12 protein-coding genes and 1 pseudogene are annotated in these 16720 nt (G+C 53.0%); 7 read left to right on the plus strand and 6 right to left on the minus strand.

Translation table 11 applies throughout. The annotated features are described in order from the left end of the window. Nucleotides 1-115: 115 nt before the first annotated feature. Both FIL88_RS06435 and FIL88_RS06440 read left to right on the plus strand, forming a co-directional pair. A complete protein-coding gene (locus FIL88_RS06435; protein ID WP_142852947.1) occupies nt 116-3691 on the plus strand; it encodes an IucA/IucC family protein in 3576 nt (1191 codons plus the stop codon). Next, nucleotides 3669-4880 (plus strand): type III PLP-dependent enzyme, encoded by a 1212-nt coding sequence (locus tag FIL88_RS06440; RefSeq protein WP_185960858.1) that lies wholly within the window; start codon nt 3669-3671, stop codon nt 4878-4880. The genes FIL88_RS06435 and FIL88_RS06440 overlap by 23 nt, the downstream gene beginning before the upstream one ends. Nucleotides 4881-4922: 42 nt before the next feature. Here the strand turns inward: FIL88_RS06440 and FIL88_RS06445 are convergent, their stop codons facing one another. Next, the gene (locus tag FIL88_RS06445) at nt 4923-6248 is read right to left on the minus strand and encodes an MATE family efflux transporter (protein ID WP_185960859.1); all 1326 of its coding nucleotides are present in this window, start codon (nt 6246-6248) and stop codon (nt 4923-4925) included. A gap of 187 nt (nt 6249-6435) precedes the next feature. On the opposite strand from FIL88_RS06445, the gene FIL88_RS06450 reads away from it, so the two are divergent. Then, nucleotides 6436-8349: an IucA/IucC family protein gene (locus FIL88_RS06450; protein ID WP_185960860.1), complete on the plus strand. Its 1914-nt coding sequence runs from the start codon at nt 6436-6438 to the stop codon at nt 8347-8349. Here FIL88_RS06450 and FIL88_RS06455 read toward each other — a convergent pair. The 5 genes and pseudogenes from FIL88_RS06455 to FIL88_RS06475 all read right to left on the minus strand — a co-directional run bounded on the left by FIL88_RS06455 (nt 8309) and on the right by FIL88_RS06475 (nt 13510). Beyond that, a complete protein-coding gene (locus FIL88_RS06455) occupies nt 8309-9787 on the minus strand; it encodes an aminotransferase-like domain-containing protein (protein ID WP_185960861.1) in 1479 nt (492 codons plus the stop codon). The genes FIL88_RS06450 and FIL88_RS06455 overlap by 41 nt on opposite strands. Before the next feature lie 408 nt (nt 9788-10195). Next, nucleotides 10196-11540 (minus strand): annotated as a pseudogene (locus FIL88_RS06460) (transposase). A gap of 99 nt (nt 11541-11639) precedes the next feature. Then, nucleotides 11640-12443, minus strand: coding sequence for a metallophosphoesterase (locus tag FIL88_RS06465; protein ID WP_142852951.1), 804 nt, complete (start codon nt 12441-12443; stop codon nt 11640-11642). Between the two features lie 9 nt (nt 12444-12452). Then, nucleotides 12453-12641, minus strand: coding sequence for a hypothetical protein (locus FIL88_RS06470; RefSeq protein ID WP_185960862.1), 189 nt, complete (start codon nt 12639-12641; stop codon nt 12453-12455). 26 nt (nt 12642-12667) lie between these two features. After that, complete coding sequence (locus tag FIL88_RS06475) at nt 12668-13510, minus strand: hypothetical protein (RefSeq protein ID WP_142852953.1); 843 nt, start codon at nt 13508-13510, stop codon at nt 12668-12670. A gap of 127 nt (nt 13511-13637) precedes the next feature. Between FIL88_RS06475 and FIL88_RS06480 the strand changes: the two genes are divergently transcribed. The 4 genes from FIL88_RS06480 to FIL88_RS06495 all read left to right on the plus strand — a co-directional run bounded on the left by FIL88_RS06480 (nt 13638) and on the right by FIL88_RS06495 (nt 16704). Next, complete coding sequence (locus FIL88_RS06480) at nt 13638-13850, plus strand: helix-turn-helix domain-containing protein (RefSeq protein ID WP_246066627.1); 213 nt, start codon at nt 13638-13640, stop codon at nt 13848-13850. Nucleotides 13851-13985: 135 nt separating this feature from the next. Further along, nucleotides 13986-14222 carry a helix-turn-helix domain-containing protein gene (locus tag FIL88_RS06485; protein WP_142852955.1) on the plus strand — a complete coding sequence of 79 codons (237 nt, stop codon included), beginning with the start codon at nt 13986-13988 and terminating at the stop codon, nt 14220-14222. Nucleotides 14223-14401: 179 nt separating this feature from the next. Next, nucleotides 14402-15955, plus strand: a complete 1554-nt coding sequence (gene istA, locus FIL88_RS06490; protein ID WP_185960863.1) for an IS21 family transposase — start codon at nt 14402-14404, stop codon at nt 15953-15955. After that, nucleotides 15955-16704 (plus strand): ATP-binding protein, encoded by a 750-nt coding sequence (locus FIL88_RS06495; RefSeq protein ID WP_142852957.1) that lies wholly within the window; start codon nt 15955-15957, stop codon nt 16702-16704. The genes istA and FIL88_RS06495 overlap by 1 nt, the downstream gene beginning before the upstream one ends. Nucleotides 16705-16720 lie beyond the last annotated feature (16 nt).

The following is a 16720-nucleotide window of genomic DNA, read 5'->3' on the forward strand; positions in this document are numbered from 1 at the left end:
CACTCGAAATCCAAGGGCGCTGATACCTCAGATCAACGACCCTTTCGCATCTGGCAGAACCATGGCCGGTTAAACCGGCTTGGTTTTGCCATCAGGATCAACAGGAGACTGATAAATGCCAAAGCATCAGAACGCACGCTGGACGAAGAAACTGTTCGAGCAGTATTTGAATACGTTCTTCCGTGAGACCCATGTCGACATTCTGCAACATTTCATCGCGTCGGATGCGATCCCCGCGGCCATCGTAAGCGGTTCCAACGATCCATATTCTTGGTTCGCTTACCGCTTCCCGGCGACTGGCATCACACTTTTCGCTCAGATCGAAGATCTGTCGCTGACGGGGTATCATCAGTACGGTGAAGCCCTTTTCCTGCAACACCCAAATACGCGACAGCCCGAACAGCTGACCGATATCGACGTATTGCTGGTTCTGATTGCCGATGAACTGGCCGCAGTTGCCAGCAGCCACGAAGATCCGCAAAAGGCAGCCACTGATCTGCTAGCGAAGATGCGCAACAGCGTCGCGAAATCGGGGTTCTTCGCGCAAGAACGGCAGATGCAACCTGATCGGCCCTCGGCTTCCGGGGATTTCGTCGCGGCCGAGCAGGGCATGGTTTTGGGGCACCCGTTTCACGTCACATCAAAGGCGAGTAACGGGTTTTCTCAGGAGGATCTTGAACACTACAGCCCCGAGCTTGGCACATCATTTCAGCTGCACTATTTCGCGATCATTCCCGATTTGATCGAGACCGCATCCAGTGGCGTTGATGTGGAACAGCTGATTGATCCCATTGCAACGCAGCAGGCCAAAGAGCTATTATCGGATCAATTCGCACAAAACTTTCAACTGCTTCCCTGCCATCCTTGGCAAGCCAACTACCTGCTTTCCAAGGCCGCCGTTCAGACAGAACTCGCCAAGGGGAACCTCGTTCATCTCGGCGCCATCGGCGAAGTTGTGTGGCCGACCTCGTCCGTGCGAACCGTCTGGATGCCCGGTTGCCAGCAGTTTCTAAAGCTTTCTCTGGACGTTCAGATCACAAACTTCATTCGCAACAACCCCAAAGACCAAAGACAGCGAGCAATTGACGTCAGTAAGGTGATCAATCGGTTGGATCTGGGGGAACTGAACAGCTCGATCGAGCTGCTGTGCGAACACGTTGCGCAGTCCGTCAAGCTGCCTGAGCTGGATGCATCATTTGGCATTCTGTATCGCGCAGGCCTAAGCCCGGAAGATCAGAACAACACCCGCATTCTGGGCAGTTTGGTAGAGGAATGCTTGGACACAGGGGAATTGCCGCTGCTCGACTTTGTCAAAGAAGCGGCCCGCCAGGCCAACCAACCGATTGACGAGAATTTTATGGTGCGGTGGTGGTATCGCTACGCGTCAGCGGCGCTTGTCCCGACGCTGAACCTGTTTGCAGACTTCGGCATCAGTCTTGAGGCCCATCTTCAGAACAGCCTAATGCAGTTCCATGACGGATTTGCGGCAAAGCTGATCGTGCGCGATATGGAAGGCGCCAGCATGGTGCAGTGCGACGCGCTGAGCCAGTTCAGCAGCGACATCACGCCGGACAGTCCCGCGTGGTACTCCGCAGATGATTGCTGGTTCCGCTTCCAATACTATGTCGTTGTAAACCATATCTCACATGTCATCGCCGCCGTCGCACGCCACAGCCCCGCGACTGAACGTGCGCTGTGGCGTGCGACACGGAATGCCATCGCTGACGCGCCTCTTTCCTCCGCAGGACGTGCCTATGCCGAGAAACTGTTCGCAACGCCGACGCTTCCCGTGAAAGCAAATATGCTAAGCACATTCGATCAGCGCGGTGAGAAACCCAGCTGGATCGCGACGGCCAACCCACTGGCAATTGACCGAAGCACATCGCTGACACCGCTTGTAGAAGGCGACGAGCAGGAAGCCTGGACGCGGGCAGAAGATCGGGTGCTCACCCAATTGATCGAGGCACTTCTGTTTGAGGGAGTGGTGAACTTCACACAATGTGATGACCGCCTTTCAATACAAGCGTCTGACAGAGTGCAATATTTCTGCACTGTTCAAGACGATCTAGGCTTCGACCGTATCCGCATTAAGCGCAGAACGCTCCGTCGGGTCGCGAATGGAGAGCTGTCCGTATGTTTCGTCGCGCAGTTTCTGACAGACATCCGCCGGACCCTCATCACGGATCCACAGCGCTGGCCGATTTTTGAACGCGAGCTTGCCGAAACCTTGGCAAAGCACAGCCAAAGCCTGGCCAACCCGACACGCCTGCCTCTGAGGGACCTAGACTACATCGAACAGGAGGCCAGGGTTTCGAACGGCCACCTGTATCACCCCTGTTTCAAGTCCAGAACGGGCTTCACGCTGGATGACAACACGAAATTTGGGCCCGAGCACTCAGAAGGGTTTGCGGTCATTTGGATCGCGGTTAAGGCCGACACGGTCTCCGCGAATTGCAGTGCAACCACCAACATTGAATGCCTCGCCCACCAGCACTTCTCGAAAACCGAGCAGCACACCATCAAACGGCAATTCAGGGATCTGGACCGTAAAGCTGCCGATTATGTCATCGTGCCTGTTCACCCTTGGCAGTGGACGCATTCGGTCGAGATGCTCTATCGGCCCCAGATCATCGCAGGTGACATCATACGGCTTGATGTCGCGGGGCCGACCTATCTGCCACAGCAATCGGTCCGTACCCTCTCAAACCTCGACGACATCCGGCTTCCGTCGCTCAAATTGTCGATCAACATGAGCAACACTTCCACGTCTCGTGTCCTAGCAAAACATACAGTCCTGAACAGTGCACCCATCAGTGACTGGCTGGCGGAAATGCTGCGCGATGATCCTATCATACCCGACACGCAGAAGCCCGTAATCCTGAAAGAGTTTGCAGGCCTTTCAGTGAATTCGGCCGCAGCGATTTCGGCACAATACGGAAGTTTGGGCTGTATTTGGCGCGAAAGTGTCTATGCGCATCTCAACGCGGATCAATCTGCGACACCAATGACGGCGCTCACTCAGATTGACACAGACGCCAAACCGCTAATCACACCGTGGATCGAAACACATGGCGCCAAGCTGTGGGTGGCGCAGCTGATTTCATGTGCTTACCTGCCCGTGCTGCACATGCTTTGGTACCACGGAGTTGCCCTTGAGGCCCATGCTCAGAACATGGTGTTGATCCATCGTGACGGATTGCCGGTCAGGGTCGCGCTCAAGGATTTTCACGATGGTGTTCGCTATAGCCGGAAATGGCTACGGGCACCGGACGCTATGCCAGAGTTACAGGATTCTCCGCCCGCACATCAGGCCATCAACCCCAACTCCTATCTTGAAACTGATGACGCTGATGAGCTGCGGGATTTCATGTTCGATGCGTTGGGTTTTGTAAACCTCGCCGAGCTTGGATGGTTCATTCAGTCCCATTTTGATCTGGAAGAAGCACGGTTCTGGCAGATCATAGCAGATTGCATCCAGACCTATCAGGCGGAGCATCCCCAATTGGCCGAGCGGTTTGAGCTTTTTAACGTCTTTGACGACACCCTTCAGGTCGAACAGTTGGCAAGCCGCCGGTTCCTTCCTGAAATCCGCTTGCGCGTCATGCCGGTCGCCAATCCGTTAATAACCCATCTGCGCCACCAGAACACCAAGCTTAAGGAGGGTCAGGATGACCAAATCGCTGTCTCTTGAACCATTGAACCAGCTTCTTTCTGACACCCAGCAGCCAATCTGCGCCTATTACTACGACCTTGATGCTCTAGCCGAGCGCACCAAGCGTATCGTCAGTCAACTGCCTAAACAGGTTCGTTTCTACTATGCGATAAAGGCGAACTCGGACTTGCCGGTGCTGTCGACCCTCGCGCCGCACATATTCGGTTTCGAGGTGGCGTCACTGGGCGAGGTCACAAACGCCCGGGAAGCCGCCGCCGATGCTCCGATTGCATTTGGCGGCCCAAGCAAAACCAATCCCGAGCTTGAAGGTGCGCTTCTTGCGGGTGTCGAGCTTTACCACATTGAAAGTGCATTTCAGCTTGCCAGGCTGAGTGCACTCGCGGCCACACACGGACGCTCGGTGAATGTACTCCTTCGGGTGAACCCGCGGTTCGAACTACCTGACGCCACGCTTCAGATGGCTGGAAAACCCACGCAATTTGGAATCGATCAGCTGCAAATCGACGACATCCTGGCGTCTCGTGACCAGTTCGAGCATGTGAATATCATCGGTTTCCATTTCCATGCGCTGTCGAACAACTTGAATGCGGCCAGCCATTTGAAGTTGGTTGAAACCTATCTGCAGACATGCGGCAGCTGGCAGGAAACACACAGGCTCGATATCAAACTGATCAATGTCGGGGGCGGCATAGGTATCGACTATTCTGCGGCTGACACACATTTCGACTGGGGCGCCTATTGTTCGGGGCTGCAAACTCTTTTGGACAACGCTTTGCCCCAAGGTGTCGAGATTGCGATGGAATGCGGGCGTTTCGTGACCGCCGACTGCGGGATCTATCTGACAGAAGTCGTCGACATAAAGCAAAATCATGACCAGCATTTCGCGGTCTTACGCGGTGGCACCCATCAGTTCCGCTTGCCCGCCTCATGGCAACACAATCATCCGTTCCACGTCGTGAAGCGGGACCAGTGGGACTATCCGTATCCCAGGCCACATATCACGCAAGACGCCGTGACTCTGTGCGGAGAGCTTTGCACGCCGAAGGATGTTCTGGCCCGGAATGTCATGATCGGCGAATTGCGGGTTGGGGACCTTGTCGTCTTTGATAAGGCTGGGGCCTATGGCTGGCATATTTCGCACCACGATTTCCTAAGCCATCCGCATCCAGATCGCTACTATATGCGCAATGGATGTCTGTTTAGTTAGCCTTAGATCTAGCACGCAAAGACCATGGAAAAGGCGCGACCTTCATGTCGCGCCTTTCATCGTTTGCAGGTCTAGCTTGGCGTTCATGTTCCCGCAGACGCGATGCAGAAGAAGAACCAGCATGACCGCCGTCGCCCCCAAACCAAGTGCCAAGCCCCACCAGATCCCACTGACCCCGTCTATGCGCGACAGCAAAAAGGCCGCCGGAAGCCCGACCAACCAATAACCAGATACAGTCAGAATGGTGGGCATATATGTGCGGCGCAGCCCCCGCAGCGCACCCATTGCGATGACTTGCAAGCCGTCGGCAAGCTGGAAAGCTGCCGCGATCGCCAACAGAACCGTCGCCGTCTGTATCACGGCAAAGTTTTCAGCAGAATTTGCCGACACAAATATGCTGACCAGCACGTCAGGAAACACCAAAAATACGAAACTGGACAGCACGCTGTAAGCGGCCCCCAAAACCAACCCGGACATCGCGAATGCTCGCACCATCTGGGGCTGCGAAGCTCCAAAGCTCTGCCCAACCAACGCAGATGTCGCCTGCGCGATTGCAGCCGGGATCCGAAAGGCGACGATCGAGCATTGCAGCGCGATGTGATGTGACGCCAGCGCGACCGCTCCCAAGCTGCCAGCCAGCAGCCCTGCTACGGCGAAAAGCCCAGCCTCCATCCCATATGCCACGCCGATCGGCAGGCCCATTTGCAGAACATTCCGCACCGCGCAACTGAGCGACTGATATGAGGTTCTAACCCGCCAGATCTGCCAGTTTCTGAAGCGCTCGCGCTTATAGATATCATATAGAAACGTGACCAGCATCAGCAGCGCGACGATCGAGGTCGCTATTCCTACACCCAAGATCCCAAGCTGGGGAACGAACAAGACGCCCTCCATCAGAGCATAGCTAAGGGGAAAGTTAAGTAGCGCTCCAAACACACTGACTTTGAATATGGAAATACGATGCCCGACCCCTGTGGACAGCCCCCGAAAGACCCTCAGCAGCAAGATCGGCAAAACAGACCAGACCGCAACAGACATATAGGCATATGCATCGCGAACCAGCCCATCACCTTGCCCGAATGCAGCCAAAAGCTGTGGACTGACCGCGACCACGCACAGCGCCATGCAGAACAAAACGAGTGAAACAAGAACTCCGGCCTGAACGGTTGCGTTTATCTCATCATCCCGCTGCGCACCGTAGGCGATCGCAACCAAGTTTCCGACGCCCGCGACCAAGCCCATAAAGACGATGGTCATGAAATGAAGCATGCTGGTTCCCAGCCCTGCGCCGGCCAAGGTCTCAACACCAAGCAAGCTGAACAGAAACGTATCCGTGAATGCCATCGAGATATATGCAAGTTCGGCCATGGCCAAGGGCAGCGTGAATGTGAATGTTCTGTTGATTTGGGCCTTCATAGCACTCGGGTCTCTCGGGTCAGTGACGGGGCGCAGACGGTCACAACACAGCCACGCTTTGAACCGGTAACTAGAAAGGCGGGCAAGATACATCCATCGCAAAGCATTGATACACTTAATTTATTATCGCAAAGGCCGATTGGAACTGCTCTTACTGTTGGCGAATGAAATCAGCTTGCTGTCGACGACACGGTTGGCAAAGCAAGTAAAGAATGCAGGCCGAACCATGTCTTTGTCATCCTTCGATACGTCAAAACTGCTGCAAGACGCCCTTACCTCACCTGCATATGATCAGGTGCAGCGCCGCCTATTTCGCCAATTGATGGAGGCTCTGATCTACGAAGGGTTGGTCCCTGCGGAATGCACCGAGCTGGGCGGCAAAAACCGCTACACATTCCACAGCGAAAACTCTGATGGGATGAAGGTTCGTTATGAAATCCAGGGCAAAGTCGCGGTCAGTTTTGATCGGATCCGCTTGGATGAGGAAACTGTCGCGAAATACACGAACGGAAACACGAAAGCCCCCCTGTCCATCTTGAACTTCATCGACGACATGCAAAGCCAACTCGGCTCGGATCAATTCCATACCAATCGTCTTAAACAAGAGCTGGAGCTTACGCTGGTCAATGACAGTGTTGCTCAGTTTCAGCGTTCGGATCAGGTCCGCCTTCTAAGGGGCGAAGACTATGACATGATCGAAACGCATCTTGCAGATGGTCATCCCTATCACCCATGCTACAAATCGCGCGTAGGCTTCACTTTCGAAGACAACTTAGCCTATGCGCCGGAATTCGCACAAACGATCCACCCAGTTCTATTGGCGGCCCACAAAGATATTGCTGAAACCCTGCATTCTCGGAACGTCGAGCCTGAAACCTTCTATGGTCAGGAACTGCCCGCCTTCGCGACATCTCGTCGGCGCGAACAGGCCCAGCGGTTTGGCCGTCTGGCCACAGACTACCTGTTCGTGCCCGTGCACCCATGGCAATGGGACAACGTCATCGCGCGGTATTACGCTGGCTATTTCAACACTGGCAGCCTGCTATATCTTGGCGTTCTTGAAGACGGATATCTTGCGCAGCAGTCCATACGCACTTTGGTAAATCGCAGCAATCCCGAGCATTGCTATCTCAAGTGTGCGATGAGTATTCAGAACACGTCCTCGTCGCGTATTCTGTCGCCGCATACCGTCAAAAACGCTCCGATCGTCAGCGACTGGTTGATGCAGCTATATCGGAATGATCCCTACCTGGCAGAGCAGCTGGGACTTATTCTGCTGCCCGAAATTGTTGGTACGACCGTTCACCTGAATGGCACCGATGGGTCGGATGTGAAATATGGTGCCCTATCATGCATCTGGCGAGAAAGCTTAATACCGCATCTGAAAGAGTGCGAAACCGCCTTTCCCTTCAGCGCCATCACCAGCATCGACGGCGACGGGCGTCCAATCATTGATGATTGGATAAGTGATCATTCAGTTGAAACCTGGGTTACAGCCTTTCTGGAGGTTACGATCCGGCCGATCATTCACCTGCTGTACAGCCATGGCGTCGGCGTCGAGGCGCATAGTCAGAACTCTATCTTAGTCTGCGAAAACGGTATGCCCGCAAGACTTGCCTTGAAAGACTTTCATGATGGCATCCGCTATGTCCCGTCGCTCCAGAAGGACGCGGATAGCCGTCCGAAAATTCACCATGTCCCGTCATATCACCAGAACATCAATAGGAATTCCTATATCGAGATTGAGGATTTCGAATATGTAAGGGACTTTGTGCTCGACGCCGTGTTCTTCATCAACCTGTCGGAAATCGCCCATTTTCTAGAGAAGCACTTTGACTTCCCCGAGCGCTCATTCTGGCAATGCGCTTATGACGTCATCACCGACTATCAATCGTCCAACACGGCACTGGCAGACCGGTATCAAGAGCTCGACATGTTCGTCGAAACAGTGGAGGTCGAACAACTGGCCAAACGACGACTATTTCCCGACGATGGCAGTAGATCCCACCATGTCAAAAACCCGCTTTGGGATGTTCAGGCCCGGTCTCTATAGGCTGTGGCCCCACTTCCACCGCACTGCGGTTTTTCAAGGCACCAATCTCCGACAGAAACCGCCCAAGGTTCTGAAAGTATATTTTAACCGAGGCGTCGATTACTTCGCACAGACAAATTTGCAACATATTTGTCGGGTAAGTGCGGCTGTAAAAAGCGCCCAGATCACAGATCGGGAAATCCTGCGCGTGAAGAGTTTCAAAATCATCAGGCGACAAATCGAACGGCAACCGCAGCAATCTGGAGTATCCGCATCTGGCGCCTAGTATTTGAGTCTTCTGCGGAAAGTAGGACGATATGATGTCTTCGAAGATATGATCATTTCGCCGAATTTTTGACTGCAGCACCATCCCGTGGTCCTTGTCGTAGCCGCGGCGCAGGAACTCTATTAATAGCTGTTGGTTAAGCGTGGAAACGGAATACGAGCGCTCGACAAGCTTGCTGGCGATTTCACCTGCATATTTCCTGCTCGCACACCACCCCACCGAAACTGACGACGCGATGGTACGATTGAACGATCCCAAATAAATCACATCTCCTGTTTTGCTGAGCGACGCCAAGGCGGGTGGGCGACTTTCATCTGGTACTAGATCTGCAAACATATCATCTTCGACTATTGTGACCCCGTAGCGCTCGGCAAGTTCAACAATGCGGGCTCTGTGCACAGCCGGCATTACGAAACCGAGTGGAACTTGAATTGTTGGGCTGAGATAAAGCGCCTTCGCTGATGTGTTCTGTATCGCCTGCTCAAGATGTCGAAAATCAATGCCATGTTGAAAATCCGTTTCAATGGTATGCACTTTCAAGCCAAGCCGACGCGCTGCTTCCAGCACGCTGTGATTGGTGGGATGCTCAACAAGAATGGCATCGTCGGCATCGCATAACACATCCAGCACTGCCTCCAGCGCCGTGTCGTCACCTTGGGTCACCACAATGTCGGCTGCACGACTATTCACGCGCCGATCAAACATGATTCCAACCAACCTACGCCGCAGCTCAGTCAGTCCTGCAGCGGGCGCTTTGATATTAAAGCTCTGCGGATCACTTGTTCCCAAACTGCGCAGGCATTTTTGGATGAACGGGCTGGCATCAAGGCTTCGACCAAGAAAGGCGCGGTTAAATGCCGCCATGTCTGTCGTCTGAGACAGAAATATCAACTTCGCGGTTCTGCTAAGACAATCGGTTTTGTCGCACTCCGTATCTACATCCACAGGTGAGAATTCGGAAAAGTAGAAACGCTTCTTTCCGTTAGAATATATCAGCCCTTGCCGACGCAGTTCCCGCATCGCTCTCTGAACCGATGAGATGCTTAAGTTGAATTCGGAAGAAATTTGACGAATGCTTGGAACTTCAGAATGTGGTGAAACCCGCCCCGATGTAAGCTGCGTTTCATACCAGCGAATGATTCTTTCGTACTTAAACTCTGCCTCAAGATACATTTTGGTCCCCACCAGTAGCAGCCAAAGGCCCTTCATTCGAGCCGAGTTGAAAGAATGGCTTGCTAGCACCTGATGCGGGCTACCCTTTAGGTTGATTCCATCATTCGTCAAACACCCTTTGAATGGCAACCCAATTTTCTGGTGTGGGCTGATTTAAGCAGGAAACTGCGGCTTCTTCAGTGCCTCGTCAGTACTTTTATCCGAGGTCATTTCGATCCAAGCAGACACAGTATTCCTTTCTGAAATTCAACATAGTCCGGCTGAGTATCACTGAATGTCTGCTTCAACTCACGATCAAACGGCCTTCTCTTCCGCAGCGAAAGTCTGCTTTCCGCCGATTCTGTTGAAAAACAACGTGTTGCTGGCGCAGAAAGTGGGGCGCTGAACAGCGCTCGAGCGCCTTTTCTATCAGGCATTTCGCGTTTGCTGCGCTGCAGGAAAGATCTTGGCTAGTTTGCGGAGGTTTTGGGCTGTGGCGGCGAGCAGGAATTCGTCATTTGCCCCGCACGGTCCACGCAATCGGAGGCGGCCCAACCCGAGAATACGTTTGAGGTGAGCGAAGAGCATCTCGACCTTCTTCCGCAGCTTCATCGAGATGTCGTACTGGTGGGTCTTGGCGATGTCGCGAGCAACCTGGCGAGCATCTTCAGTTTCTTCACGGGTGATCTTGCGGGCACCTGCATTTGGACAGCACTTGGTTTTGGAAGGGCAAGCCTGACAGACTTCTTTCAAGGCGCGATAGCGCGCCGTGCCTTTGCCAGTAGGACCCCGGTTTGGATCTGAGTAGTTGCGGCGAAATTGCTTCAGAGCATGACCTTCGGGACAAATGTATTGGTCGTTCTCGGCATCCCATTCGAAGTCCGCACGGGACCATGTGCCGTCACTTCGTCCCGCTTTGTCGATGACGGGGAGATGCGGTGCGATGTTGCGCTTCACCAACCAATCCAACATCGGACCGGAACCGTAGGCAGTGTCAGCAATCAGACGTTCGGGGTGCAGATCAAACCTTTCCTTCACTCGCCTCAGCATCGTTTTAGTTGACCCAACCTCAGCTTGCCGAATGGACCTGGTCGCTTCGACATCGATAATGACGCCATGATCTGTGTCGATCAGGTAATTGTCGGAATAGCTAAAGAATGCTGGCCCTTTGCGTGCTGCGGTCCATTGGCTCGCCGGGTCAGAATGCGAAGTGAACTTGGGCTGCTCTGTGCTGGCAGCGCCGAACGCAGCCTCATCCAAGGTGTCGAGATATTCACGCACAGCACGCGGCACTTCAGTTGGATCAATGGCCGATGCGTTCCATTCGTCCTTGGGCATCGATTGCCATGCGCTGACCGCTGACCAGGCCTTCTTCAATGCACCGCGTCACGGTCGTCTCGCACAGATGGCGCAGCAGTTCGCTGTCGCGGAAACGGCCATGTCGGTTCTTCGAGAACGTTGAATGGTCAGGAATGCGATCATTCAAATCGAGGCGGCAGAACCAGCGATAGGCAAGGTTCAAATGGACCTCTTCGCAAAGCCGCTGTTCGGACCGAATGCCAAAGCAATAGCCCACCAAGAGCATCCGGATCAGCAACTCGGGGTCGACGGATGGACGACCTGTGTGGCTGTAGAAGTCCGCCAGATGCCCGCGGATGCTGCCCAGATCGACAAAGCGATCAATCGAGCGCAAAAGATGATCTTGGGGAACGTGATCTTCCAGCGAGAACTCATAGAACAATGCCGCCTGCGCTTCCTGTCTCGGTCCCATCATCGCCAATCCTCACATCCCTCAGAAGAATTGAAGCAGCAACCAGTGCCTCGATCAAGCTCGAGTTTTTCAACGAAATAAGCCGAAGCCTGCATTATTGCTTCAAATCTCCACAACAAGTTCTTCGTTAAAATCGGTTTCTTCGCTGGGATACCCGCGCTGGTTCATCACAAAGCGGATCTGCCCGTGATCCCCATCACCGATCCAGCTTCGTGTTTGATGGCTATGGCCGCAAATCCAAGTATGGATGTCATGTTGTTTGATTCCATCCCAAAGATCGCAGGCGAAACCATTGTTCAATGCCCGCTTCTGATCGCCGCCGATGGTCCGGCATGGGTCAATCAGTTCACGCACGGGCAGATGGTGGCTCATGACCACTGTTGGGCCATCATGCGGGACACGAAGGGCGGCGACAATCGCCTCTTTGTCCTGCCGGTGGCGTTTCAACATGTCATCAATGGTAAACCTTGTTTCCGGTGCAGTGTGGATTGCACGAAAGTCCTGCATGTGCGTGGAAACCATGATCCGGGCGAGATGACTTAAAGCCGGATATAGCTGCAAGTCGGTCCAGAGGGTTGCGCCGATAATCCGAACACCGGCGATTTCAGTCTTGGCACCGTGCAATACACGGATGTCCAACCCTTCCGCTCGCAATACGGCGAGCTGGCGGCATTCATCTTCCAACAATTCCGACCAGATTGAACCGTATGGTTCGTGGTTGCCCCAGATCAGCGCAACGGGACAGTTGTACTTTCGCGCGGCCCGTGCCGGGATTTCCAGATGCCGCCCCTGCGTGTGGGTGTCACCTGCAATCAGAACGCCGTCCACGGGCTCGGACAGGTCAGGAAGGTCAAACCTTCCCCAAAGCTCATCGTGCAGATCGCTCCAAACCAAAAACCGTGCCATTTTGCCTGTTCACGCTACCAATTCCTTGGCGATACCGTAGTCGGCCAGTGCGAAAAGCACCACATCAAGGCTGGATACACCCAATTCCTCGGCCTTGCGCATGATTTCGACCTGAGCGCTCATCGGCACACGCAGCTCCATCACGGATTCGAAATCGCTATCCGGGTTTTGTTGCAGGAAGTCTAACCACTCAGTCATGTTTTGAACGCGATCTTTGGGTGTTGTCATAGCTTCATATCCGATGGTTGGGTGTCTGCATTGAGTTTGCCGTCGATCTGCGCATTTGCGGCGTCATGATCTTGAACGACCAGATTGTGATCAATCAGCCGAAAGTTCATAGTGATGGTGTCGCCCTTGGGCAGGTGTTCTGCTGTGTAGCTGACGCCGCATCTGCGGCCCTCGCCAAGCGCAGGATTGAGCTGATACGCGTAGCGACCATCATTTGGCAGGCTATGACTGCAGGCCTGATAAGAATAAGGATCATACGGTTCCGGCATTGGAATGGGAGCGAAACTGAGATCCTGCGCCCACCGCCACTTCTGCCCGAGAGAACCGCCGGGTAAATCAGACGGCGGGCCGTACAGGCCCTCAAGCTGCGCCCGCAACGCAGCTCCGTCTGGTCCATCGCTGGCCGAAATTCGAACCTCACGCTGAACGGCCGTCACCACAGATCCGGTCGCCGGTGTCGACACGTCGATCTTGATGTTGTCGAAGGGGTCTTGGCTTTGATTGCGCAGAAAGAAACTGATGCCGGGCGTTTCATAACCGACGCTGAGATCTGTGCGAAATACTGTTCCGCCGGAACTTGTGACCTGCAACGTGCCGCCAACCGGCGACAACTCAGTTCCCAGATGCTCCTCGATGAGCGCCAACGCATCCTCAATTTGCATGCCGGGTTTTACGCCTAGAATGGTGAAATCGTAGGGGCGTGGGGCAACGGACGCAGTTGCAGTCAACGTATCGTAGCCATCCGGCTGGGGAAGAGACTGGGCAACGGCACCATTTGGAACAAGGTTGATAAGTAATATTGGGCAGATGAGGGCTGCCAATCGAATATATTTGATCATGAGGCTCTCGTTGTACAACACACTGTGCTTCAAAAGTCGGCACGGCGCAGATAGCTAGTGGCGGCAATTCACATATTATAGTTGATAAACTTATAGTATGTAAATCGCGATCTTCTGGCGTATGGATATGCGCAAACTAGTTGGACAGAATTTTGCAAGACTGCGTCGGGAAAAAGGCCTGACACAGGAAGAGGTTGAAGCACGTTCTGGATTTAGCCAGCAATACCTCAGCGGTTTGGAGCAAGGTAGAAGAAACCCGACGGTCATCACGTTGTATGAGCTGTCTCAGGCTTTGGAAGTTAGTCACGTAGAACTGGTCCGGCCTGAGGGTCAGAAGTAGACATGTAGACCTCGTTTTCATGTTCCGCTTCGAGGTCTATAGAATTACAAGATGTAATTTTATAGAGTAAAAACAATTACTTGATGAATTTCCGATAAACTCTTAGCCTGTCAAAATACGACAAGGCGGACCCATATGATTCTGGATGAAAGTCAAAAGCGTAACCGGCATGAGCTGATTAAATATGAGCTGAGAAGGCGCGGTTTGTCGTTTGCGAAACTGGCTGTCGCAGCCAATCGACATCGGTCTGTCTTCGCCGCTGTTTCCGCAACAACCAAGCGGTCAAGAAGAGCCGCGTGTATTATTGCGAATGCGATTGACACCACGCCAGAAGAACTATGGCCGGAAATTTATGGAGGAACAGATGAGTAGATAGCAAAAGAAAACCGTCGAATGCGTTACAGCGCACCGACGGCTTCCCGAGAATGTCTCGTAAGGTTCTACCCCTTTCGACGACTCTCCACAAGTCACCAAACAAAGTCAAGCCGAGCGACGCGCGGATCAATCCCGTGCGGCCTGTTCCGTTTGGCAAAATTCCTAAGGAGAGCACTATGAAAAGTGATCTACGTCGCCTCGTGGAACTGCTGTTCCGCGACAATGAAACCAACAGCGGGATCGGGCGTAAGCTCGGCAAACATCGCGATACCGTTGGTCGAATGCGAGCCAAACTCGGTTTGCCTGGACTGACCGAGCAACAGTGCCAAGAAATGTCAGACGATGAACTGTCGTCCGTCTTCGGGCCAACACGCAGAAAGAATGTCGGGATATCAGTACCTGATTTTGACGCACTGATATTGGAACTACGAAAACCTGCGAAAAATAGAGATCATCTTTTCAAAGAGTATGTTCAACAGGTGGAAAGCGATCCTGCAAGCAAGCTTCGTCCGATGAAGCGGGCCAAGTTTTACCAAGAGCTACGAAACCGTCACAAATCGCGCGGTCTCGAATATCGGCATATCCATCAACCCGGTGCCTGTATGCAGTTCGATTTTACTGGGAAGAAGCCGTTTTACATTGATAAAAACGGACAAAAGTGTTCCACGGAATTGGCGGTCTCAATCCTGCCTTACAGCAACTTAATTTTTGCTGTGGCGCTGCATTCGCAAAACCTGCGTGACACTGTGACAGCATTTGTCAAAACTCTTGGGTATTTTCAAGCTATTCCACGTGATGCAGTTTTTGATAACTTCAAGGCGGCTGTGACGACACCACGACGCGGAAGAAAACCGGCCGTGATTAACCGCCACTTCCGAGCAATGCTGGACCATTACTCAATTTTTCCAGATCCTGCGCGCGTTTTCGAAGCACGAGACAAAGGGTCAGTGGAGAACGCTGTGAAGATCATTGAGGCTGATTTTATAGGTGCGGAACGTTTCTTGGGCTGCTCATCTTTGAAAGAATTGAACACACGTTTGCTTGCCGTGGTCAATCAGCTGAATGATCGCCCAATGCCAACCTACCAAAATCGTTCCCGGCGAGAAATCTATACCGCCGATGAACGTCCACATATGCGGCCCCTTCCAGCGATGCGATATGAATATGGCGAATGGCAAGAAGAGGTTACCGTCCCACTACACTATTATATCCGTGTCGGAGCAACTGAATATAGCGTTCCGCACCGAAGCGTCGGAAGCAAAGTCAATATCAAGGTGACATCACAGACCGTCGAGGTTTACTCGGCTGGCATTTTGATTGCCGTTCACGCCATCGCTGATGAAACTAAACGCCGTGTTACTTCGCCTGAACACCTTCCTGACAATCATCTGGCAATGACAGGCGATGATCATGAAAGCGTTCTTGAGCGGGCGCGTCGACTTGGCAATATTGTGTTGGAGTTCGTCGAAAAACATCTGGAAATTCACTCAAATGGAAAGGCTGCTCGCGACATGTGCAGACAGTTTGAGCGCAAGATCCGACACTACGGCAATTCAATTTTCTTCGATGCTGTCCGTGAGGCTATCGACAGGGACCAGATTACCGCGAAAGCGGTTTATAGCCTTCTTGAACGACCACGTCCTCTTATCGGGGATGATGACACCGATGCAGCGCCGCTGCCTTCGGGGAATGTCAGAGGACCACGATACTATGACGAGGGGGAAGATTGATGCAGCATCATACTTTAGTAGAAATGGCGCGTGAATTGCGCCTTGCTGGGCTTGCCGATGCGCTGGAACTACATGCAGACAATCCAACCATTGATGAGCTACCGTTCACGGAGCGTCTGGGCATGCTGTTTCTTGCGGAGCGCGAGAAGCGGCACACCAATATGATCAACAGGCTCCTGAAGGCTTCCAAGCTGAAACATGCAGCTCTTCCAGAGGAAGCCAATTTGTCCGTGGAACGCGGATTAGATCCCGCGAACATGCGAGAACTTTATAAATGCGCATGGATCGGAAAAGGTTGGAATATCGTGATCTCCGGTAAGACAGGGACCGGGAAAACCTGGATTGCCTGTAGTCTTGGCCGTGCCGCAATCCGTCTGACACATAAAACAAAATACTACCGCATCGACGATTTGCTCTACGAAATGAACCTTGCACGAAAAGATGGCCTGTTGTTCAAACTTCGGGAACGACTGTCCAAGTATGCGTTAATGATATTGGATGACTTTGGCGTCAGGTCGATGAACCAGCAAGCCAAAGCGGATCTCCTTCAGGTTCTCGATGATCGCGTCGGCAAGGGATCAACCATCTTTGTCGGGCAACGCCCCTACAATGACTGGCACGAGTTCATTGATGATCCGCTGATCGCTGATGCGGTTCTCGACCGACTTTCCAGCAATCGGTTCCACATCAAACTTAAGGGCGATTCAAAACGTCGATCTGAAGCGAAACTAAGCGAGGCCGGAGAATAGTCTGCCGCATCCACAA

Origin of the sequence: Aliiroseovarius halocynthiae (assembly GCF_007004645.1) — a bacterium.
GTDB classification, from domain to species: domain Bacteria; phylum Pseudomonadota; class Alphaproteobacteria; order Rhodobacterales; family Rhodobacteraceae; genus Aliiroseovarius; species Aliiroseovarius halocynthiae.